Origin of the sequence: Paracoccus albicereus (assembly GCF_024359525.1) — a bacterium.
GTDB classification, from domain to species: domain Bacteria; phylum Pseudomonadota; class Alphaproteobacteria; order Rhodobacterales; family Rhodobacteraceae; genus Paracoccus; species Paracoccus albicereus.
On the sequence record NZ_JAKZEU010000007.1, the window covers coordinates 43,226 to 64,191 of the forward strand.

Sequence of the window (20,966 nt, forward strand, 5' to 3'; positions counted from 1 at the left end):
TGGCGGCGACTGACGTGGTAGCGAGAATAAGGGCGGATGAGGGCTAACGGTGAGCCGCATAACAAGGTCGATATCGGCGATCCCTCACCGAAAGCGGGGAATTGCGAGTAGGCTCGACACGACAACTAGGCCGCTCACCAGAGCTAGGATCGTAGGACTTACCAAGGCCCTATCGACCCAACTGGGCGCAATCACTATCGGATCGACACTTCCATAAAACTCAAGCTGCATCCCGATCCTGCCGGTTTCCGACACCATGGAGACGCGAATCGCTCGATCCTCTTCGTTAAACGTCAGGACGCCGAATTGCAGCGCGGAAACTCTGCTACGAAGATCTACAACGCTCGCTGTCTCGCCACGCCTTAAAGAACCTGTTCTAATCGTTTCAGTCGAAGCGAGAAACGGGCTGCGTTCGCGTATCTCATACTCGCCATTGAGGATCAGGTCGGTTTGGCCGTCATCGACAGGCTGCCCGAGAACTGCGAAACCGGTGAACGTCAACGCTCCCAAGCTGCGCCAGGTTTTTCGATCGACAACGATCCTCGAAGTGTCTGCGAGACCAGGGACCCCTTCCACGGTCAGCGCGAGCTGTTCTTGGTCGGTCCGTTGAACGACAACGCGACTACCCTCGCGCCATGCGATGATCAGCGGACCGGACTGTTCCGAATAACCACGGCGATCGCATACTCCGTTGCCTCGCTCCGTGCGCGGACGTTTTCGTTCCAGGGGTGTGCAGATCGACGCCGCTGGCAACGCCCACGCTTCGCCAGCGCCGGAGAATTCGATCGTGATCCCCGTTACAGAAGCTTCGGTCAGGATTGTCCGTGTCGCTCCGATGCCAGCCGATAAGAGCACGATTGCAAGCAAAAACCCTAAGGCAGCAAATAAAGACAGACTTCTCAGAACGGACCAAATGTGTGAAAGGGTCTCGCCCCCGATCCACCTTTCGATCATTGCTGCGGGGCGAGGTTGATCTTCAGAGCGGACTCGGAACCGAGTTCGCCGTTCTTGAAGGAGACCACGACGGCCTCCATCAGCTGGGGCTCCAGCAAATTGTCAGGTATGGGGCAAAGCGTGTCGAAGGCCGTTTGAACATCTGCGTCGGAACGGGTGCACAGCACGTCAGGAAGGTCAGATCTTGCGGGGAAGAACAGATAGGTTTCATCCGAACGCGCGGTGTTGAGGGCGATGGAGAGCGGCATATCGGTTGCGTCACCTCCCCAGTGCACCGGTGTCGCTTCAGCGACGGGGTCTTCGCACAATCCTGCCGTCAACATCACCGCCAGGTTCTGCCCGAACTCTGCCAGATCGCCGGCGAAACGAGTCGGATAATCCAAGTCTAGCGACCCTCCCTGCCAGTCCGAACCCAGCGTGTAGGCATTCTCAGATTGGTAGCGACCATCCGCACTCATCACGCGAAGACAGACATCCGCCGCGGCCCAGGACGCGGGAACATGCGCCGTGACCGTCGGCGCGCCGGTTTCTAGAGAAGCGGCGATCGTAGCAAACCCGACGAACCGAGCGCCGGAGATCTGCGCGGATGCCCGCAATTCTTCGTTGAAAGGCTGTGTCCGAAGGCTAAGCTGATCGGAGAGGGCGGGCTGGATCGTCGAGGTCAAAACCAGGCAGGCAATTGGATACATGACACTGAAGTTCAACGGCTCACTCTCCGCAGCGGCGCTTGTCGCGATGTTCGTTTTCCCTTCGACCTTGCCAGCACAGACAGTTTCCGTCCAGTCGAATGACCAGCGTGGGCATGGCTTCCTGTTTCGTCATCTCGGCACTTGCCACGTCGTCATGCCCAAGCATGTCGCGAACGGTCAGAGGCGCGTGCGGGTCTTCAGCAGCGCACCGATCGAAAATTCCGGATCCGTCGTCGATGCTCCGTTCTGGTCCGGTCTGGACATGGCAGTGGGGACGATCCGTGGACCGCTTGAGGAGCGGTGCACCGTCTCTCTGGACGATCTCCTTCCAGGTCGCGAAGCGAATGAGGGGGCGGTCTTGGAACTGCTACGGATCCGTGAAAGCGGTGAGATCGAGCGTTTGCCGATGGTGGTCACGAAGGGCAATTATCTCACCTTCGACGCGGAAACGCGTTCTTCGGACGTAAATATCTTCAAGGGAACAAGCGGCGCATTCGTGTTCGATGGCGATCAAGCGCTCGGGATGGCGGTCGAGGCACTTTCGGAAACGTCCGCGCGGTTCATCAGGACCGAGGAAATCCATATGAATCTTCGGCGGCGGTTAGGCCGTCGGGTCGAACCTGTCCCCACAGGCGCTACAGAAAGCGGGACGATTGAAGCAAGCCCGGATGACTTGGATTTCAAGGTCATGTGGACGACGCTACCACCGCTTTACCCCGATCAGGGTGAGGAAAACATCGGTGGCGACGGCTCTTACGTCTTCAACTTGTCGAAGCCCAACACGATCGCGCTGAGACTGGACGAGGCCTCTGTCGGTCCAGTTAGTCGAATCCTGATACAGACCTCTCCTGACAGCGAGTTTTCCCTGCCGGGCGACATTACTGTAGAGCTTTCTCCGACCGACAACGGCACCCGGCGTCTGCCGCCGCGTAGCGCTACAATGGGGGCTGACGGCCTGCTGGATGTCCGTCTGTCACCGACGCTTGCCCGCTGGGTCTACATCACGGTGCAATCGGGGCAGGATTCCGGGTCGATCGCGATCGATAGGGTCATCGTCCGGTGACAAGTCAGCGGAGAGCAACCGACATTGTCAAAGGGACATTTTCAATTTCGGCCTTAGATGATAAATAGCCATTCTCGTCAATGACTGCATCCCACCAAACTCCAGAAATTGATATCTGCATGCGATCCTGCAAAAATCTCACGAAGCAGCCCTTTTCGTCGCGGCTTTGATCGAAATGTTCCGCCTCAAAACACGCACCTTTTTCATTATATGAGACAAAATTTGCGAAAAAGACCGCCTCTTGGCTATCGTTCTCTCGCACCCTGAAGTATCTTGAAAGATAGGCTTCATAATAACCGTGGGTATCTTCACCTTCCCGAACAAACCGCATCTGCGTCTTCGGCATGGTCGAGAAATAGGCTCGAACAGCCTCGACCTGCACCGCTCTGTCCGCGCTGAAGAGCCCATATTCCAAGGCAATCTTGACAAGCTCTGGGTCGCCGGAATTCAGCATGATCTTCATCGCCGCCTGGGCTCGCGCAGGATCGGGGTCATTCAGGACCTCAGCATACTCGTTGCCCTTATTCATCTCTTCGTCGACCATCGCGCGAAGGTCCTCAACCGACATGCTCTGCGCGTACGCTGAGGTGCAGAGAGCACAAGCGGCGAAAAAGGTAAGTAACTTCATTTGGAGCCTCCGGCTTTCACTATCAACACAACAACGCCTTCGCTACGAGATGGCTACAACTCCATCCGGAAGCGCAGTGACCATCTCAGGAACCGTTACATCGTCACCCTAACCTTGCAATTAGTCAGCGCCTACCACCCGATCGATAATCCTGGCAACTTTAGAATACGACGGTATCCGTTGGTGATCGACCGGCAGCTATGGGCCAGAACCGTCACGTTACTTTTTCAGTATCGTCACACGACACACCGCAGAGCCGCTTTGCCGTTTCTAGCCCACGGCTGAGGTCTTGAGGTCAGGATTCCGGCTGGAAAATGTCCTCAATCGCTAGAGCAAAGAGCTTCGAAATGCTGAAAGCCAAGGGCAGACTTGGATCGTAGCGGCCGCGCTCCAACGCATTAACGGTCTGCCGCGATACACCAAGACGTCTCGCAAGATCCTTTTGCGACCAGTCGTGCTCCTGCCGTAATTCCTGAATGCGATTGTTCATCGGTGACGTAAAAGCCCCACCATCACTCCGGCAAACCACAAAGCCGACATGAGAGGCCAGACTGCAAACATCGATATCTTGGGAAGCCCATTCCCTTCGAGGAAGCCGTAGCTGAACGTAATCAGTGCAGTTCCAGCAAAGGCGACGGCCAGCGCCTCTAACTGCAACTTCCGCTGCATCTCATCCAATTTGCGGATGATCTGAACCACGACCCAGCAGATGAAGAGCGCAGGAACGATGGGTGCCAGGGCAAGAAGGGTTGCGGTCCAGTTGCCATGCGCGGTTCCAGCAAGCACTCGTTGAGACACGATGAGAACAGCAATGTATGCGGCCAATCCGAAAACAAAGAAAGGAAGGCTGCGCATGAAAAGGCCCCGTATGTAAAGCACACTTTACGTATCCTGTCGGCATTCGAAATGTCAAGGATACTTTACGTATCGTCTGATGAGCTAAAATGGCGCCTTCGTCCGCACTGCTGGCATTTTCCGGGCGGGCAATGTTGCGCTGCGCGATATACGGATGACCGGTTTGGGGAAGCTGGTCTACACCGATGGCCTACCCTGGGAATGACCGGAAAGGGCCGTTCTCGGCTATAATCTTGTAGGCTGCCTCACCAAGGCAGGTTACGCGTCACCTGGCGGCTGCGAGGTGACCATGCTTGCTCTGAAGGGCCGCCATGCGCCGCTCGACGCGTCGAAATCCATCCGGCTGATGCGCGACCTGCTCATGGACGATCTTTGCCAAGGCGGCGTTCAGTGCCTCAAATTGCCGAATGACCGGCGCCGGCATTGCTTCCCGCCGTGCGGCATCAAGGCTGATTCCCGCCGAGAAGAGCGCTGTGCCAAGCATATCAAGGCGCGCCATCTCGCCGTCGACCTTCTCCTGCTGCACGCTCGAAGGGCGCTCCAGTCCAGCTTGGAGAGAAAGCAGGAGCATGCCCAAGCTCCGAATCCATCCTATCTTTTTATCGCTTGCGTGGAGCGGTCTCTGGTCTGTGGCAGCCTTGCCGGCCGGCGCCGCATGAACGAGCAACGCGTTGACCAGTAGGTGCAGGCGGATGCAGTTCAGGTAGACCAGCGGGTTACTGCCTTGTCGTAGTGCGTCGCAGGTCGCGCGCACGCGGACTACAAGCTTCTCGGCGTTCTTTCGGGCTATGGGGCTGGGTGACGTTTGTCTCTGCAGCCGGAAACCTTTTTGGCTACCTCCATCGCTGCCGCCCCCGCCCACATCGTCGGCCTCATCGATATCGCCCTCTAACTGCCACGGCGAAAGCCCAAGATGCCGATTCATGATCCTTTGCAGGTCCAGAAGTGGCTGGCTGCCCAAGGAGCCAGGCACCAAACGAGCTTCAGCGATCCGTCCGAACTCAAGCTCACTCAGCACGGGAGTGCTTGTGGCGTCCTCAAGTGGCACCGATCTTCGAAGGGAAGCCGAAGCACGCAGCGCCTCCTCTCGCGTCAGCTCCACGAACAGCTTAGAGGCCAGATCGAACATCTCGGCATCAATGTCCGGCAGAAGAGCGATCTGGTCGAGCAGTGCCTTGACGCGCCCCTTTGCCGCAGGCCGCCCCTCGTAAGCAAGGCGGTCCACGAAGGCGACCGGAATGGGCGCACTTGAGCTGCCATCCTCAAACGCAATCACCGCGTGACCGAGCCTCTCCACCGCGACTTCATCAGGCAGGGGCACGACCCAGGAGTTGCCGAAGAGCGTCGGTTTGGCTGAGGGCACTCCATTGTTGTGGACGCCCTTGAACGTTACTTGGCACAGTCTTGGATCCACCCCGGACGGTGGCGTCCAGATCAGTCGCTCATTCTCGAAGCGCATGGCGCCGCCGTCGATTACGCTTAGTGCCTCGGGTCCGACTTCCCGCATGCCTGCTCGCCGTTTCATGTCGCAGACCGGCATGGTCTCAGACAAACACGCGGAGAGTCCCAGTCGCTCAATGGCCGTTCCCTTTTCCTCCATTCTCAGGAGACATGCCTCGGCGTTTCCGGAGGCACGATGCGCTCCATAAAGAGCGTGAACAGACGCGTTGGCAGATCCTGACAGAACGTAATCAGCTTTTTCACCCATTGCGATGATAATCTTGGCATGGAGGCGCCGCACATTGCCCTTGCTCCGCTCTTTCAAAAGAGCCTGCGCCGAATGCAGGGTGACCCGCTCTTGCGTGAGGATTGTCGTGGCGTCGAAGTCTTGTTCCTTGGGATCCACGATGAGTGCGGCAGATGGTTTACCAAGACTTGTCCGAAGTCTGTTCATCCCGGACAGATCCGCGTCCCAAAACGGAGAAACGAAGACCATCCTTTCTATTCTGTCGCCATCCAAGAAGTGGCGGAACCTTTCGCCGATGGGCACCTCCGCCTCCGTCAGGAAGGCAAGCCGCGCACCCTCCAGGTCCACTTCGTCGGCCTCCACGACATCATCCAGCCAAGGCGTCCAAGCGCGTGCTCGCGCGATGACATTACTCAGGGCTACGTCGTCCTGAGCAACGTGCGACTGGAAATAGCGAAGACTTGTAGCCAAGATAGGCGCTGCCCGCATGTCCTCCGGCCCGACAGTCAACACGGTTGCAGCCTCCAGATTGGTGATCATCCCTGCTCCTGTGAGGTTGCCAGACCCGACGATGAGCCGGCCTCGCTCGCGGCCCAGTTGGAGAATGATCTTTGGATGGAAGGCCCCGCGAACCTTGATCTTCGACAGCTGATAGACAAGTCCCGCCCGGTCGGCCGAGTTGAACTCGGCCAGTTGGTGGTTCAGTCGATCTAGATCGACCATAACGCCAATGTTGCGGCAACCAGCGGCTCTCATTGGTGGCAGCGCAATGTTCTCGAAGATCTGAGTATCAATGCTGAATGTCGTCAGCAGCGCTGAATGGAAGCCGGCTTCTGCGAAGGCAAGGTCGTATCTCAAGTGGCTGCCTCCAGAACCGCTCGCCCGCGTGCGGTGATCCGACCGTTTTTCAGTAGATCGACATCCTGTAGGAAGCGGATGGCTGTGGGGAGCCGGGGGCCACTGAAAGCAGGGCCAAATCCGCTGACAGAGCGGAGCCGCGCGTCCTCGATTTCGACGATATTGGTATAATTCCGTTGCGCACGAAACTTTCTCGCTGCGACCTCAAGGTGCCTTAGAATGATCTTGTTCCGGAGCATCTGGCCAAAAGCCTCTCGTGCTGGAGCATGCCGTTCACCCTGGATCCACTCCAGTTCGGTCCACAGGGTTTGGGTGCCTTCGCTCACGGGGAATGCCGCAGCTGCGTCACCTTGCCGGCCTTCCCAGAAGGCTCGGAGCCAGGCCACTGGCGCCAGGATCTCCGTCAACGAGGCGTCCTTGCGAAGTGCTCTCGTCTGCGCCTGCTGCAGGCTTTCCGCACCGAGATCAGACAGCTCATCCAGCCAAGCTCCGAATGGGGTCATCGGCACATCACGAGAGACTTCGTCGACGAGCACGGAGAGAGAAAGACCAGCTGGGTGATCTTCCAGAAAGCGCTGTATCTTTCCGAGAATTGCCTCGTAAGCGATACGAACCATGTCGCCGCTTTGGAAGGCCTGCCACTTCTTCTGAGTCTTCGCCCGTGGTCCCCCTGCCGGTGTCTCGAGCCAGAGCCATCGCAGCAGATCAGACGAAACTGCAAGCTGAGGATCAGCTGCTGCCACCTCTAGGACAGAAAGCAGGGTCGCACGGCGCTCGGCAGCTTGCCGAAGGATCTCCGCACCATTGATGCCCTTGTCGAGGAGTGGCGTAATGACGTCCTCAATGCCGAGGAAAAAAGCCCGCAGCAGGCCTGCCTCTTCGCCGTCCAAGGGGAGCCGGCTCGGACCCATTTCTTTCAGCAAGACCAGATCAACACGCGAAATGAAGCCTTGGGTTGCCGCGGAGGCAAACGCCTCCGCAGCTGCCTCGCCGAGGGACGCGGCATAGGCGGCGGCAAGCGCATGTCCGGCTACTGTTGGCACTGGAAGCCCGTGCTCGCCCTCTGCGACAAGGCCCATCTGGACCATAGGTCCGCGATAGATGTTCTGGAAGGCACCACCACCCTGGTTTCCTTCAGGTGCGAAATCGATCAGTTCGCCGCCAAGCGCGAGTTGAGTCAGCGCGGCTTCGGAGCCTTCGGTGCCCGTCTCACCAGGGATTTGCATGGCTGCGAGAGCGTAGAGCCTCTCACCTGCTCGGGCGTGATGCCGAAAGGCCTGAACTGATACTTGTCGCCGCCGAGTGGCATAGTGCGTCAACCACCAAGCATGAAAGCTGTAGTTTCGTAATCTGGTTGTGACCGAACTAAGTCCAGGGAGGCGCTCTTGGTAGACGGCCTCCACCATCGTCTGCATTGAGAGATGATCGAGACCCTGACCGTCTCCTACTTCCGTCCAATTCACTCGTCCGTCCACGCGCTCATCCGTCTGTCCGAGAAAGTTTTACCCTCTGGAACCCCAGTCAGTGTGGACGATAGTGGAGCGACAGTCGCTGCATCAAGAGAAACCGCGTGAGCTGCTGAGCAACGATCAGGTGAATTCGCGCAATGCCACGTCACCGACATTGACGTGGCTCCACATCATGAGGGGGAAGTTACGGAGCAAATCCATTTACGCCAAACTAAATGGAAGCCTTACCCAACTTACTGCTGGAGGTAAAATAATAGATCATGGGGTAACTTGGGAGATTAACGTGAATTCATAAATCTCTTAATTAGGATTACCGCATCGTTGCGCAGGTATATCGGCGCAGCTACAGAGCGGTCCTCTTTGCGTGCCCGCGCAGAATTACTGCAGCAAGCATGAGCGACTGCTTTGGAGAAGCTACATCGACTCGGGGGCGCAGGCTCGAACGGCTCCTAAGGTCCGTTAGATGAAAAGTTGCCTAGGAGGAGACAGTTGAAGCTTAAGCCGCTCTATTTCAACGGCCGTTTGTTCTGCCCAATGAATATACCCCTCAAGAGCAGCAGGTTCCGAAATAGCCACTTTCGTCAGCTCAGTCTTGAGTAGCCTCAGTAGCTCGTGTCCTTTGCGTTCGACTTCTAAAATGTGTCGGGTGTCATTGTTGCGGAATTCAGGGCTTCCAAGTTTGGGGGAGTAACGTTCATGGTGAAGGTCCCATCGGCCACGCATTTCCTGACACGCCGATTGGAGAGACACAAAATTCCGTTCCGCCCCCACTCGTACCTCATGCGCTCTCGACTTCAGCGCCGCCAAGTCTGAACTCCTGGCAGCTTCCAGCGCCTCTTTTGCGACCCGAAGCGCCAGCGCTGCATACACCAGCGCTCCCGATGCAATTAGCAATGAAGCAATTTCAAAGAAGTAGCTACTGGCTAACGTCGAGACGCCTTGCAATGATCCATCCTTCGTTGCGCGTCACTGAATTCATACTAGATCTGGTACATTCACGTGTAATCTTCAAGATCCAAAGAGCAAACCCCCAGGGATAGCTGGACGTTGGCTTTGGCGGGCTATGGCTTGGCAGCTTGCAATTCGCTAGCCTCCAGTTTGGGCCGCCAGCTGTTTCACAGGTTCTGTGGGGCGAACGTCGGCTAAAGGCCGACCACGACAAGCCGGCCCTCCCGGTTCAGATGTCCACCGCCTCGGCGATCGCAAGGGCATCTTCCAACTCGACGCCGAGGTAACGCACCGTGCTGTCCATCTTGGTGTGGCCAAGGAGGAGTTGCACCGCCCTAAGGTTACCGGTCTTTCGGTATATCTGCGCGACTTTCGTGCGCCGCATGGAATGGGTGCCATACGCGCTCGCCTCAAGGCCTATGGATGTCACCCAGTCTCGGACGAGGCGAGCATACTGGCGCGTAGAGATATGCCGCCGCTCATGAAACCGTCCGGGCCAAAGATGTTCCGATCCGACCATAAGCGGCGCCTCGAGCCATGCTCTGATTGCTTTCCGGGTCCCATCGGTGATCTCGAAGCTGACCGGCCGCCGTGTCTTGCTTTGCACGATCGAGGCACGGTGTTTCACCTGGCCCGCCGCATAGACGTCAGCGACCTTGAGGCGCACCAGGTCGCAGCCACGCAACTTGCTATCAATCGCGAGGTTGAACAGCGCCAGCTCGCGAGTCCGCTCCGCAATTTCGAGGCGCACTCGGATCGCCCAGACGTGCTTCGGTTGTAATGGCCGCTTCTGGCCGACGATCCTCCCCTTGTTCCAGGCGGGGCGGCCGGCGCGGATGGCTGGTAGATAGACAGCAGACATGACAGATCCTCCGATCCACCATGCCCACCACGTCCTCGACGCTCAGCCGACTTCACATCATAGCAACAAACCTCGGCGAGGATCCGCTTAAAGCCCAGACTTGCCCTTGTCGGATCGCAAGTTTGCTGCGGGTGCGGTCCAATTGCCCGGCAGGTCACCCTGCGCGAGCGCGGCGTTCCACGATCGCGGCAAGCACGTCGGTATGATGCTCGCCCCATTCACACAGGTGACCGAGGGCTTGCGCCAAGCTTTTGCCGAACGGCGTGAGCGAATATTCCACCCGAGGCGGGATCTCTCCGAAGTCATGCCGCGCGACGACCCCGTCGGCGATCAACTCCTTCAGTTGCTGGGCGAGAACCTTGTCGCTGACTTTACCGACTGCGCGCCGCAACTGGGCGTAGCGCAAGGTGCCCTGCATCAGATGATAGACGATAAGCGGCTTCCACTTCCCGCCCATGACGAAAAGGGCCGCGTCCAGGCCGCAGGTGAAAGGAGAGGTCATGACCGAGCCTGATTTACACTTACCTTTTAGTGCATACTGGAAAAATGGAATGTTGATCGTCAAGTAGCCAGGATCGGCTCAGAAAGGAGACATCATGGGCAAGCTCGAAAACAAGGTCGCCGTCATCACCGGGGGCAACAGCGGTATCGGCCTGAGCTCGGCAAAGCGGTTTGCGGCTGAAGGGGCGCATGTCTACATCACAGGGCGCCGCAAGGAGGTCCTGGACAAGGCCAGCGCCGAGATCGGCGCGAACGTGACGGCGATCCAGGGGGACGTGACCGCATCCGAGGATCTCGATCACCTGTTCGACGTCGTCCGAACGCAGCACGGCCGTATCGATATCCTGTTCGCCAATGCGGGCATCGGACAGCTCGAACCGCTGGGGCATATCACCGATGCAGCTTTTGATCTGACATTCGCCGTTAACGTGAAGGGCACCGTCTTTACCGTGCAGAAGGCGCTTCCATTGCTGAAGGACGGGGCTTCGATCATCCTCACCGGATCGACGACCGGGATCAAGGGAACGCCCGCCTTCAGCATCTACAGCGCCAGCAAGGCGGCGATCCGCAACTTGGCACGAAGCTGGGCGCTCGACCTGCAGGGCACCGGCATCCGCGTGAATGTTCTGTCCCCGGGGGCCACGGACACGCCCGGCCTGCAGGGCGTGGCAGAGGCCGCTGGCCGCACCACGATGTACGATGCCCTTCTGGCTCAGACACCGGCAGGTAGAATCGCCGAGCCGGCTGATGTCGCCTCCGTCGCGCTCTTCCTGGCCTCCGACGACAGCGCGGTGATGACCGGAAGCGAGGTCTTCGCTGACGGCGGCATGGCCCAGGTCTGACGACCCCTTTCGCAACCCCGGACCGTCGTTGGAACCTTGAGCGGAAAAGGCTCAGAAGGCTGTTCAGCGTTCTCGCTGAACGGCAGCCTCCGGATCACGTGCTGCGCAGAGAAAGACCCTGCATCGAGGTTTTGCCAATTGACCGCCAGGGTGCATGCAGCACTCGCAGCGAACGACAGAAAGGTCCGCTCTCCTGACCTTCGGCCTCCGAAAATGCTGCGCGGTGGACGAATGACCGGTTTGGTGGAGCTGCGCCGCAGCGATGGCCAGCTTGGCGAACGTCGGCTAAGGGCCGAGAATGACGAAAAGCTAATCGAGGAAGGCCATCTTTACCGTTGCGACGCTGCGCACCCGCCTAGGTGACGCTGGTATCGGTCGACATCAGCTTGCGCGAGCACCTCGCGGTTGCACCGTGCCCAATTCTAGTTTGAAAACAGAGGGTGCAGCGGAAAGACAAGTGCCGGCTATCTCTGAGCCCACAATTATAGTTAGCCTGTCATGGCAAGTCCTTTCGTGGAGGCGAACTAACAAGACCTCAGATGACACGCCGGTCTAGCTGTTCCGTGATAGCCTTGGCTCAAGAAGATCTCAGGACTCCAGCCTCGATCGCCTTAAGGAAGTTCTCGATTTCGAGGGTGCGGCGCTCGAAGCGGATGATCTCGGCGTTCAATCCGAGCTGCCAAGCGATGTCCTTCCGCGTCGGCATGAGCTCGAGTTCGCGCATCCGTGCAGCAATCGCGCCCACCTCGCTCTTGTCGCGCGCGAGACCCTGGTCGATGACGTCATTGGCCTGATGGGCCGTCGATGCGGCGATCTCGCCGAGGGAGAGCTCGGGGTGATACTGGACGCCCCAGAAGACGTCCTGGCCGTGGCAGATCTCAGCAGCTTCGATCGGTGTGTCCGGGTTCTTGGCCAGGCTGACACCGCCCTGCGGCAGGCGCGTCACGACACTCGAGTGCATGGCGGGTGCGGTCACGACTATGTGCCTGCGACCTATCTCACTGGCCCAGCACCGGGTCGCAACCTGAAGCTGTTCCTAACAAAGAGCTTCTGAGGCGACGGCGAGGACTTAGTAGGGCCAGCTTGGTGACCGTTACGACACGAACTCGCTGGGAGCGGTGTCTTGCTTTCAGCCCTCAATGATCCTGACGAGGCCAGGGTAAACAGACACGCCAAACAAATCCGTCGGCCTCGACTGCAGCCGTTTCCTCCAAAGCCGTCGGATCCGGACCTCCGTGTCACGCTGGACGCTAAAGTGCTCCGATTCGTCGGTGTGGCGACGGTTCACACTCACCCGACGCAAGCCATCAGACCCATGGCTCGTGTCATCATTGCTGGGCCCAGGGATCGACGCGCGGGTTCGTCACCCGGAGAATTAATGATTATCGCTGGGAGTGGTGTTCTCGAGCCATTGCACGAGGGCGCGGCGGATCATCTCCGGTCGCGTCGGAAGGTCCTTTTCGAGCCGCCGCCTGTCGTCGATGGCTTCAATCATTTCTCGCGGCAGGCGGACCGTTAAGGCCTCAGTATCCTTCTTCGGAGGAGCCATCCAAAAACTTTCGCATTATGATGTTGACATCGTAATGCGATACTGCCATATTTGCGTTAGTAGCGCAATTAGCGTTGCGAGCCAGGCGGGCATCTCACCTCCCTGCGCTGGCTCTGACCCTGCCACTCTGCTTGGAGACTGACATGGCTATTATGACTCCTACCACGCACACTGCTGCGCTTGAAGCGCCGTTCGGGATGTTGAACCCGTTTGCGCTGCGCTTCATCGACCTTCTGAATGCTGTCAACGAGCATATCTGGGCGGAATGTGCCCTCGATAGGGCGGATACTGCCGACCCTAATTATCCTACCCGCCTGAAGCAGGCGAACGATGCATCGCTGCTGGTCTACGATCTTCTGGCCGAACTGACAGGCCGCTCGGTGACGGCCGCGAGAGAAGTGCCGCTCCGTCGCATGGCTCTCGTCATCGCCACGCTCTTTCGCGAAGGCACGTCCTCGGCTTTTCGCCGCTATGCTGAGCACCGCAACGATTTCAGCCAGTTTCTGGCCGTTCCGGGCAACGGACCGATCGAATCCCGGATCCGGCACATGCTTGCGGCTGCTGACAAGCGAATTTCGCGGATGGCACTGCTGACGCTCTATCGTCAGGACGGCGTGGATCACCACGCCAAGGTCGAGGCCGTGACCCTGGCAGCCTGATCCCTACCCAACCTTCTGACAGCATCGGCTGATCGGCCCGGTTTCTGACCGGGTGCGGCCTGCCGTCCATCCTGCCTGCCTGCGCTGCGGGCAGCGCGCGCCTGCGCGGTCGATGGCTGCTGTCTTCCTCTCACCTGATCCTACAGGAGGGCCTTCCATGCCCAACTTCACCCTGCGTCCCACCTTCTCCATCGGCGGCTACGCCTACCCGATCTACGATCGCGACATCCCGGACCTCTGGCACGGCTTCGCCGAGGAGAAAGGCTTCGAGATCACGGCTCGTGTCCGTGACAAGAACCATCTTGTGCTCCGCCACGAGATCTGCGGGTTGGAGATGGTCACGAAGATCTTCGTGCTTCGCACCTGTGTGCCTGCTTGCCCCCATTGTCTCGAGATGGAACGCCGCGAGCTCTGTCGCGCAGCCGATGTCACCTATCTCGGCCGCGGAGATCGCTCGCATTATCTCCGCATCCGCCTTGCCTGCGGCCATGAGACGGAGAGGCAGACGGAGCTACTGCACCGTGTTCGTCAGGAGCAGACCGCGATCCGCTGCGCTCAGTGTCTCAATGAGCGGTTGAAGCGGGAAGCCGCCGCGCGGGAATGGTCGCTGATCGGCGACGACCCGCATGGCAACCTGAACTACCGCCTCTACCGCCACGATTGCGGACACGTGCAACGCGTCGCCATCGCGAACATGCGCACCGGCCGCTTCGCGTGCGGCGGCTGCAGCGATGGATGGACGCGCGACCCAAGCTACATCTACGCGATGCGCTTCGTGCTCCAGGATGGCACCGACGCGATCAAGGTCGGCTTCTCGCGCGATCCGCATTCGCGACTGCGGTTCCAGCTGACGACCGAACGCGACCAATACGCGATGCTGCTGCGCACGATCGAGATCCCGACAGGTCGCGACGCGATCCGGATGGAGAAGGATCTGCACCTGACTCTGCGCAAGCTCTATCCCAACGCCGTCCTCGATCGCAGGGTCTTTGCGAGCCAGGTGAACTGCGTGAGCGAACTCTACGATTCCGCCATCGAGGCGGAGATTATGAGCCTCCTCGATGCTCTGGAGGTCCGGGTCAAGGGACTGGTCGCACGGCGGGCGAAGGCTGCAAAGGCTGCGGCGGACGCCGACAGGAAGACCGAGCCCGGCACGCGCAGCAAGCGCAAGTCGCGCAAGCAGCGGCGTGGACGCTTTCGGCCGCGCGGCAAGATGCGGCGCTGAGCCTCGGGGAGCCGGGCTCGGGATTCCCGATCCCGGCTCTCGCCTTGGTTAGACTTGGCGCGCCTCGCCCTCGCCGAGAGAGGCCGTGAGTGCGCTCTCCCGCCAAAGTTCGCCCCGGCTTGCTTCCCCTTCTCCCTCTTCATTTCCCGTCTTCCGGAGGTCGCCATGACCGACAACGCACCCGCCGCCGCACCTTCACCACCGCCCGATTGGCGCGCCTTTGCGGCGGAGATCCGCAAGAGCCTGCTCGCCAAGCAGGCCGACACATCTGCAGCGGGCTTCTACGAACTGGGTGAGACGCTGGATCGCCGCTCCGGCGCCGAGACAAAAGCGCCATCAAGCGATCGCGCCAAGGCAATGGAAGGGCCTGCATCGCTGACCCATCGCCAGAACCTTTTGATCCTCGCGCTCGCCGCGACCCTTGGCAGTCGCGCGACGCTCGAGGCGGCGCTGAGTAAGAACGCGCTGATCGTGCTCGGCAATGTCGATGCAGCGTTCACGCACGAGGTCACCATGCTGCTCAAGGCTGCGTTGCCCGCAGGGCTGACTCTTTGCGACGACCCCATGGGCCGCTACCGTCCCGGCGCTGTCATCCTCGTCAATGGCGCGCACCATGTGCGCGGCGAGAGCAGGCTTCTCGACCTGCTCGCAAAGGATCTCGCGGCGGCACTGGCTTACACCGCTCCCGTGATCCTGCTGCTGCCGCCCGCCATCGCGCCTGAAGAGGTGATCGGCACGGCGGCAGCGACGGTTCTGATGATGCGCGGCTTCGATCGTGAGATCGTCGCCGCGCTACTCGCGGGCGCCTATCCGGGATCTGACGCGGCTGCGGTGCGAGAGCAGCTGCCCTCCGATATGGAGCTCGCACAGATGCCGATGCTGCGGCTGATGCTGGCCCTGCGCTGCGACGATGTCGAAACGGCCACGGCACACTTGCGTGAGCCTTTGGCCGCAGCGCGGTCAGCCGCTGAAGGAAAGTCGCCCGGCAAACCGCCCTCGCGCGTTTCGCGCGAGGATGGCGGCATCCGCCTCGCCGAGCTTGTCGGCCTCGGCGAGGCGCAGCACATCGCGTCCGGCATCGTCGCCGATCTGCGAGCATGGCAAGCGAACGAGCTGCCCTGGCGCGATGTCCACCGCGGCCTGTTGATCGCCGGCCAGCCGGGTTGCGGCAAGACCGAGCTCGCCCGCGCGATGGCGCGCGAGCCCGGCATCCATCTTGAGGCCGGCAGCTACGGGGCGTGGCAGGCGAACGGGCATCTGGGCGACATGCTGCGCGCGATGCGCGAGAGCTTCGAGCGCGCTGTCGCACAGGCGCCCGCCATCCTCTTCATCGACGAGATCGACGCCTTCGGCAGCCGCATCTCGAGAAGAAGCTCGAGCAATCAGGCTTACGAGGAGAAGGTCATCGCCGGATTGCTCGAAGAGCTCGATGGAGTTGAGGGACGTGAAGGTGTCGTGGTCATCGGCGCCTGTAATCACCCTGACCGGATCGACCCCGCGATCCGACGGGCGGGACGGTTCGATGACCTTGTCTACATTCCGCTGCCGGACCTCACGGCGCTGGCCACGATCCTGCGTCAGCATCTGGGCGGAGACCTACCCGACGCTGACTTGGCGACGCTTGCCGAATTGGCGCTTGGCCGCACCGGTGCCGATTGCGCGGCGGCCGTCCGCAGCGCACGGGCCGCGGCGCGACGCGAAGCGCGGGCGCTGACCGAAGTCGATCTGCGTCGGGCGCTGGCTCCCCATCTCACCGACATGCCACAAGAGATGCGGCGCCGTGCGGCGATCCACGAGGCCGGTCATGCGGTGGTGATGACCGCGCTCGATCTTGCGGTGGTGAAGGCTCTGCGCCTTGGTTCTGACGGCGCGGAGACACTCGCGCGCTGGCATCGCACGGACCTGACTGCGGTGGAGATTCACCGCCACTGCATCGGTCATCTTTCCGGCCGCGCCGCGGAGCGCCTCGTTCTGGGTGAGATCAGCGGCGGTGCGGGTGGTGAGCCACGCAGTGACCTGGCGAAGGCAACGCAGCTTGTCATCGCCGGTGAACTCGCTTTCGGCCTCGGCGATCATGGCCACCTTTCCGTCGATGACATGCCCGAGCGGCGGATGATCCTGGACCTGCCTGCACCAATCCGCGCTCGGCTGCAGCGCAAGCTCGACCGCGCCCTCGACGATGCGACCGCGATCTTGCGCCAGCACCGCACTCTGCTCGAGAGCCTAGCGCGTGATCTCGAGACACAAGGCATCATCGGCGAGGCGGAATTGGCAGAGCGGCTCGCCGGGGTGAGCACCCCAGAGCAAAAGAATGAGAAGCGATCGAGCGCAGTGCCGCCGCCCGCGTCTTATCCCTCGAAGCTCCCGGAGAGGGGAGCCGAGGCATGATGCCGTTGGCTCCTGTTCTTCCCCTCGACCCTTCTCGCGCATTCCGGCTCAGGATACGCAATTCTTTTTCGCGTCCGGTGCTCACGTCCCAAAGCGCGATTTCCTTGACCGGTTTCAAACCGGGATCGGGAGTTTTCCACATGTTTGACGCGCGTTTCGCCAATCAAAGCCCCACTCGCCCTCCGGTTGCTACCCCGCGCCGCTATACTGAGGCCAAGATCATTAGCGGACACATGTCCCATCACCAGCAATCTGAAACTACCGCCGGAGCACGCTTCCGCGCGGACCGGAGAGGCACGACGTTTGGCACGAGCGTGGTCAGATCGAAAGAGGAGCAGCGAGGGCGAAACCCTCGAGCGGCTTGAGAATGCCCTTCGCTACATCGCCTGTTGCATCGTTCGACACGGCGAAGTCTATCTGCCCCTGTTCGAGCGCTTGGAAGCGGAGGTCGAGGCAGTCCGTGCTAAAGAGACGGCCTTGCACCGCGCTCGCCGTCTTTATCTTGGATCTTCCGAGAGCTCTTCCGCCGCTTCCGAGGCGCAGCGATAACCCGATCTCCAAGATCGCCAAGAGGATCGGCAACATCTAGGGCGATACGCTGAGCTAGTTCGTGACGCTCAGCCAGCGTGACGTCGCCGTATTCCTCACGATCACGGATCAGGGAAACACTGTGGCCCATCATGATGCCGCGCTCATCGATCGCGATGCCTGCGCGACGCATCCGGCCCTCCCAAGCATGCCGAAGACCTCCGATCGTATGGCCCTCAGGCATCACTCCGCGTTCGCGCAGGTATTTGTTGACGGCACTACTCCAAGTATCCTTGCCCGCATACGTTCGGAAGCCGCCCCGCCCTACAACGCGCTCCATGGCCGAAAGCGCGACCCCGACCAGCGGCACCTTCCGTTCCGATGCACCGTTTTTCAGTTCGCGCAGACCCACGGCCGGACGCAGCTCTAGGTAGGGGTGAGGCCCATCGATATGGATGTCGGCCAGAGGCGTGTTGTAAATCTCGGATTGGCGGCATCCCGTCTCGACGCAGATCAGCAGGATGTCGCGCGCCTCGGGGTTCAGACCATCGAAGGTGCCTGGCGCGAGCAGTGTCTCGCGAATCCAGTCAACTGAGAACTCGCGCTTGCGGCGCGCATCCCGGGGTTTGTGGGCTAGTCTGGCAGTGCCCTTGGAGACCGAAAGTCCTGCGTAAGGACGTGGAGGGTGGGCCATCCCGGCCGCCCGGTAATAGCGCTTGAAGCAGCCCGATGCATAAGTCAGCTCCTTCTTCACAGACTCAGCGCTGATCTCGCCCCGGGCCACGCGTTTCTCGAGCCACAGCAGATGCTTCATCGCATGCTCGGCGGTGAAATCCCGGACCAGCACATCGTCACCGATAGCCTCGATCGCCTGCGTCAACGTCCGCTTGTTGCCATTGCGCCATTTGCGCAGCTGCGTCGCGTTCTTGAACCGGTTCTCGTCAGTCGCGATCTCATCGACATGATCGGCAAGCTGCGACAGCCGCAAGCCGGGTTCCTCAACACCGCCTAGCACCGCTGCGACGGCACCCGGGTTCGACGCGTCAGGCGATATTGCCTGGGCCGTCTCGACGCGCGACAGGATGTCCTCGACACGCCCTCCCGCTAGATCCTTTGCGAAGCGATACGGGACACCTAAACCGCGTGCGATGCGAATCGCTTTGTTGAACGCTTCCAGTCCGTCCTTCACCGTCGGCGACCCGGCGAGCGCGGCTTCAAAGCGACCGCACAGCTCTGACTCGTAATCACGCGCCCTGACAAGCGCCTCCGCCCGACTGTCGGTTCTGAGGCTCTTGTGGATCTCGCGCTTGCCAGCGACGGCACGAAATTCCTCGGGCACGACCCAGCGAAAATGCCACGTTTGTCCTCTCAGGATGATTCCGGGCATCAGACCCCTCATCGTTAGCCAACTGCGCGAAAACAGAGGCGCCGTGCACGCGAGGCCGACGTAAAAGGCGCCGCAGATTTGCTACATATATTGCTACAATTCACAATGCAAGCGCTTCAGCGGGCATTTCTGTAGGTTAGTATAAGTACAGTAAAATCAGAGCACTAAATAAAATTCGTTAGTTTGCCCTGTTATAACCGGCTCTCTTTGGCTCCACCAGTGCTTCTCCTTTGTCCATCAAACCAGTCACTTGACTGTTGCGGTACAGGCCGGGTCCCGTTCGTCCTGTTGCCGGCTTCGCAGGATACCCGCTGCCCAATCATAAGTCGTTCGGCAGGGTGGCGGCTTCTCATTGATTGCCGTGACCGCCCGGCCCTTGCCACCGGCGACGGACCTCGCGAATGTTCCATGATGACAGCCGGAATAGGCTGGCCCGCGGGACAGAATGACCGAACCATCGAAATCCGACAAAGACTTGACCGGCTTCATGCCGATCTGCGTCATGCTGTGCATCATCGGGTGGGAATATACCGGCCTTGCCGTCCTGTCGCTGTTGGCCGGCCTGTTCGCTGCCGCAACGATCCTTGTCTTTTTGACCCGCACCAGCGCCTCGCGCATGGCATTCGCGGCGATAGCGGTCGGTTTGATAGCCTGGGCCGCGGCAACGCGAGGCGACTGGCTATTCGCGGTCGGCGTGGCGACCCAGCGCGGGGCGTTGGTCGTCGCCTTGTTCACCGCGTTGGGCGCGATCCGCACCGCCGCGATGAGCTCGGACAGCATTCTGGAATGCGGTCGCTTCCTGGCGCGGCAACGGCCCGGGCTGCGCTACGCATCCCTGACCGTCGGAGGCCATCTCTTCGGGCTTATCCTGCTTTATGGCTCCATCTCGCTGCTGGGATCCTTGGCCGCGGAAAGCCTTGCCCGCGACCCGGACGACGACATCCGCCGGATCCGGACGCGGCGCATGATGGTCGCGATCCAGCGCGGCTTCGCCTCGACCCTGTGCTGGTCTCCCCTGGGTTTTTCGATGGCGATCACGTTGACGCTGGTGCCGGGGACGGGATGGGCGCAAATCGCGCCGGCCTGCATCGCCAGTGCCCTGATGATGCTGCTTACGGGCTGGGCGCTCGACACGATCATGAAGCCGCGCGTCGCCAGACCGGCGCCCGCGCGTGCACCGCAAGAGGGACGCTGGCTGGTCCAGCTGCGACCCTTGCTTGTGCTGTTATCGGTGGTGATGTCAGGCGTGCTCCTCTTGCATCTTCTGACGGGGGTCGAGGTGATCGGCGCCGTCATGTCGCTGGTCCCAGCCGTCGCGATCGGATGGGTCGCCCTGCAGCCGCGTCCTGATGGGATCGGCCGCGCGGCATGGACGGGCAGCCGGATAATGGCCTTCGTCACCCAGGATCTGCCCCGATATCGGGGCGAGCTGGTGCTGCTCTTCATGGCGGGCTTCATCGGCAGCCTGGGCGCGTTTCTGCTGGTTCCTGTCCTCGAGGCGCGGGGGCTGGACCTGTCCGCTGCCCCGACGTGGCTTGTTCTGGTCGCATTGATCTGGGTGATTCCGCTGACCGGACAGATCGGCATGAACCCGATTCTCGCCGTCTCGCTGATCGTGCCCTTGCTGCCTTCGGCGCAAGAGATGGGCATCCCCGCCGTCGCGCTGGTGGCGGCGATCACCGGTGGCTGGGCACTGAGCGGGACGACATCCCCTTTCACCGCATCAGTGCTGATCGCAGCGGCACTCGGCCGTGTCACGCCACGCGAAGCCGGGCTGGGCTGGAACGGCCTCTACACGCTCGTGATGGGAACGATCCTGTCACTTTGGGTCCTGTTGCTGGCGGCTGCATAGGTCAAGCCAGCTAAAAAGGACG

19 protein-coding genes are annotated in these 20,966 nt (G+C 60.4%); 6 read left to right on the forward strand and 13 right to left on the reverse strand.

Annotated elements, in window-relative coordinates; genetic code table 11:
- Positions 1 to 84: 84 nt before the first annotated feature.
- Complete coding sequence (locus tag MLD63_RS16340) at positions 85 to 954, reverse strand: hypothetical protein (RefSeq protein ID WP_255330988.1); 870 nt, start codon at positions 952 to 954, stop codon at positions 85 to 87.
- Entirely contained in the window at positions 951 to 1,658 is a 708-nt protein-coding gene (locus MLD63_RS16345) for a hypothetical protein (RefSeq protein WP_255330989.1), read from the reverse strand. The genes MLD63_RS16340 and MLD63_RS16345 overlap by 4 nt, the downstream gene beginning before the upstream one ends.
- On the opposite strand from MLD63_RS16345, the gene MLD63_RS16350 reads away from it, so the two are divergent.
- Positions 1,642 to 2,706, forward strand: a complete 1,065-nt coding sequence (locus MLD63_RS16350; protein ID WP_255330990.1) for a hypothetical protein — start codon at positions 1,642 to 1,644, stop codon at positions 2,704 to 2,706. The genes MLD63_RS16345 and MLD63_RS16350 overlap by 17 nt on opposite strands.
- Before the next feature lie 4 nt (positions 2,707 to 2,710).
- On the opposite strand, the gene MLD63_RS16355 is transcribed toward MLD63_RS16350, so the two are convergent.
- The 8 genes from MLD63_RS16355 to MLD63_RS16390 all read right to left on the reverse strand — a co-directional run bounded on the left by MLD63_RS16355 (position 2,711) and on the right by MLD63_RS16390 (position 10,578).
- Positions 2,711 to 3,334 carry a hypothetical protein gene (locus MLD63_RS16355; RefSeq protein WP_255330991.1) on the reverse strand — a complete coding sequence of 208 codons (624 nt, stop codon included), beginning with the start codon at positions 3,332 to 3,334 and terminating at the stop codon, positions 2,711 to 2,713.
- A gap of 295 nt (positions 3,335 to 3,629) precedes the next feature.
- Complete coding sequence (locus tag MLD63_RS16360) at positions 3,630 to 3,824, reverse strand: helix-turn-helix transcriptional regulator (RefSeq protein ID WP_255330992.1); 195 nt, start codon at positions 3,822 to 3,824, stop codon at positions 3,630 to 3,632.
- Complete coding sequence (locus MLD63_RS16365; protein WP_255330993.1) at positions 3,821 to 4,189, reverse strand: hypothetical protein; 369 nt, start codon at positions 4,187 to 4,189, stop codon at positions 3,821 to 3,823. The genes MLD63_RS16360 and MLD63_RS16365 overlap by 4 nt, the downstream gene beginning before the upstream one ends.
- Before the next feature lie 265 nt (positions 4,190 to 4,454).
- Entirely contained in the window at positions 4,455 to 6,734 is a 2,280-nt protein-coding gene (locus tag MLD63_RS16370) for a phospholipase D-like domain-containing protein (RefSeq protein WP_255330994.1), read from the reverse strand.
- Complete coding sequence (locus MLD63_RS16375) at positions 6,731 to 7,960, reverse strand: hypothetical protein (protein ID WP_255330995.1); 1,230 nt, start codon at positions 7,958 to 7,960, stop codon at positions 6,731 to 6,733. The genes MLD63_RS16370 and MLD63_RS16375 overlap by 4 nt, the downstream gene beginning before the upstream one ends.
- Before the next feature lie 702 nt (positions 7,961 to 8,662).
- Positions 8,663 to 9,148 carry a hypothetical protein gene (locus MLD63_RS16380; RefSeq protein ID WP_255330996.1) on the reverse strand — a complete coding sequence of 162 codons (486 nt, stop codon included), beginning with the start codon at positions 9,146 to 9,148 and terminating at the stop codon, positions 8,663 to 8,665.
- 232 nt (positions 9,149 to 9,380) lie between these two features.
- Positions 9,381 to 10,013 carry a tyrosine-type recombinase/integrase gene (locus tag MLD63_RS16385; protein WP_255330997.1) on the reverse strand — a complete coding sequence of 211 codons (633 nt, stop codon included), beginning with the start codon at positions 10,011 to 10,013 and terminating at the stop codon, positions 9,381 to 9,383.
- A 154-nt stretch (positions 10,014 to 10,167) separates the two neighbouring features.
- Positions 10,168 to 10,578 carry a winged helix-turn-helix transcriptional regulator gene (locus MLD63_RS16390; RefSeq protein ID WP_255330998.1) on the reverse strand — a complete coding sequence of 137 codons (411 nt, stop codon included), beginning with the start codon at positions 10,576 to 10,578 and terminating at the stop codon, positions 10,168 to 10,170.
- A gap of 31 nt (positions 10,579 to 10,609) precedes the next feature.
- Between MLD63_RS16390 and MLD63_RS16395 the strand changes: the two genes are divergently transcribed.
- Entirely contained in the window at positions 10,610 to 11,356 is a 747-nt protein-coding gene (locus tag MLD63_RS16395; protein ID WP_255330999.1) for an SDR family NAD(P)-dependent oxidoreductase, read from the forward strand.
- 577 nt (positions 11,357 to 11,933) lie between these two features.
- On the opposite strand, the gene MLD63_RS16400 is transcribed toward MLD63_RS16395, so the two are convergent.
- The gene (locus tag MLD63_RS16400) at positions 11,934 to 12,332 is read right to left on the reverse strand and encodes a glutamine amidotransferase-related protein (RefSeq protein WP_255331000.1); all 399 of its coding nucleotides are present in this window, start codon (positions 12,330 to 12,332) and stop codon (positions 11,934 to 11,936) included.
- 399 nt (positions 12,333 to 12,731) lie between these two features.
- Positions 12,732 to 12,905: a ribbon-helix-helix domain-containing protein gene (locus tag MLD63_RS16405; protein ID WP_255331001.1), complete on the reverse strand. Its 174-nt coding sequence runs from the start codon at positions 12,903 to 12,905 to the stop codon at positions 12,732 to 12,734.
- Between the two features lie 143 nt (positions 12,906 to 13,048).
- Between MLD63_RS16405 and MLD63_RS16410 the strand changes: the two genes are divergently transcribed.
- The 3 genes from MLD63_RS16410 (at position 13,049) to MLD63_RS16420 (ending at position 17,177) form a co-directional block, all read left to right on the forward strand.
- Positions 13,049 to 13,564 carry a hypothetical protein gene (locus tag MLD63_RS16410; protein ID WP_255331002.1) on the forward strand — a complete coding sequence of 172 codons (516 nt, stop codon included), beginning with the start codon at positions 13,049 to 13,051 and terminating at the stop codon, positions 13,562 to 13,564.
- Between the two features lie 157 nt (positions 13,565 to 13,721).
- Positions 13,722 to 14,789, forward strand: a complete 1,068-nt coding sequence (locus MLD63_RS16415; protein ID WP_255331003.1) for a GIY-YIG nuclease family protein — start codon at positions 13,722 to 13,724, stop codon at positions 14,787 to 14,789.
- A gap of 165 nt (positions 14,790 to 14,954) precedes the next feature.
- Positions 14,955 to 17,177 (forward strand): AAA family ATPase, encoded by a 2,223-nt coding sequence (locus MLD63_RS16420; protein WP_255331004.1) that lies wholly within the window; start codon positions 14,955 to 14,957, stop codon positions 17,175 to 17,177.
- A 463-nt stretch (positions 17,178 to 17,640) separates the two neighbouring features.
- On the opposite strand, the gene MLD63_RS16425 is transcribed toward MLD63_RS16420, so the two are convergent.
- Complete coding sequence (locus MLD63_RS16425; protein WP_255331005.1) at positions 17,641 to 19,092, reverse strand: DUF6538 domain-containing protein; 1,452 nt, start codon at positions 19,090 to 19,092, stop codon at positions 17,641 to 17,643.
- Between the two features lie 445 nt (positions 19,093 to 19,537).
- Here MLD63_RS16425 and MLD63_RS16430 point away from each other — a divergent pair, with 445 nt between their 5' ends.
- On the forward strand, positions 19,538 to 20,944 hold the full coding sequence (locus MLD63_RS16430) for a hypothetical protein (protein WP_255331006.1): 1,407 nt from the start codon (positions 19,538 to 19,540) through the stop codon (positions 20,942 to 20,944).
- The last annotated feature ends 22 nt before the right edge of the window (positions 20,945 to 20,966 follow it).

Bases quoted from the DNA above. Each gene is read 5' to 3' on its own strand.
- MLD63_RS16340 (WP_255330988.1), bottom strand. From the start codon at position 954: ATGATCGAAAGGTGGATCGGGGGCGAGACCCTTTCACACATTTGGTCC.
- MLD63_RS16350 (WP_255330990.1), top strand. From the start codon at position 1,642: ATGACACTGAAGTTCAACGGCTCACTCTCCGCAGCGGCGCTTGTCGCG.
- MLD63_RS16355 (WP_255330991.1), bottom strand. From the start codon at position 3,334: ATGAAGTTACTTACCTTTTTCGCCGCTTGTGCTCTCTGCACCTCAGCG.
- MLD63_RS16360 (WP_255330992.1), bottom strand. From the start codon at position 3,824: ATGAACAATCGCATTCAGGAATTACGGCAGGAGCACGACTGGTCGCAA.
- MLD63_RS16365 (WP_255330993.1), bottom strand. From the start codon at position 4,189: ATGCGCAGCCTTCCTTTCTTTGTTTTCGGATTGGCCGCATACATTGCT.
- MLD63_RS16375 (WP_255330995.1), bottom strand. From the start codon at position 7,960: ATGCAAATCCCTGGTGAGACGGGCACCGAAGGCTCCGAAGCCGCGCTG.
- MLD63_RS16385 (WP_255330997.1), bottom strand. From the start codon at position 10,013: ATGTCTGCTGTCTATCTACCAGCCATCCGCGCCGGCCGCCCCGCCTGG.
- MLD63_RS16395 (WP_255330999.1), top strand. From the start codon at position 10,610: ATGGGCAAGCTCGAAAACAAGGTCGCCGTCATCACCGGGGGCAACAGC.
- MLD63_RS16405 (WP_255331001.1), bottom strand. From the start codon at position 12,905: ATGGCTCCTCCGAAGAAGGATACTGAGGCCTTAACGGTCCGCCTGCCG.
- MLD63_RS16410 (WP_255331002.1), top strand. From the start codon at position 13,049: ATGGCTATTATGACTCCTACCACGCACACTGCTGCGCTTGAAGCGCCG.
- MLD63_RS16415 (WP_255331003.1), top strand. From the start codon at position 13,722: ATGCCCAACTTCACCCTGCGTCCCACCTTCTCCATCGGCGGCTACGCC.
- MLD63_RS16420 (WP_255331004.1), top strand. From the start codon at position 14,955: ATGACCGACAACGCACCCGCCGCCGCACCTTCACCACCGCCCGATTGG.
- MLD63_RS16425 (WP_255331005.1), bottom strand. From the start codon at position 19,092: ATGCCCGGAATCATCCTGAGAGGACAAACGTGGCATTTTCGCTGGGTC.
- MLD63_RS16430 (WP_255331006.1), top strand. From the start codon at position 19,538: ATGACCGAACCATCGAAATCCGACAAAGACTTGACCGGCTTCATGCCG.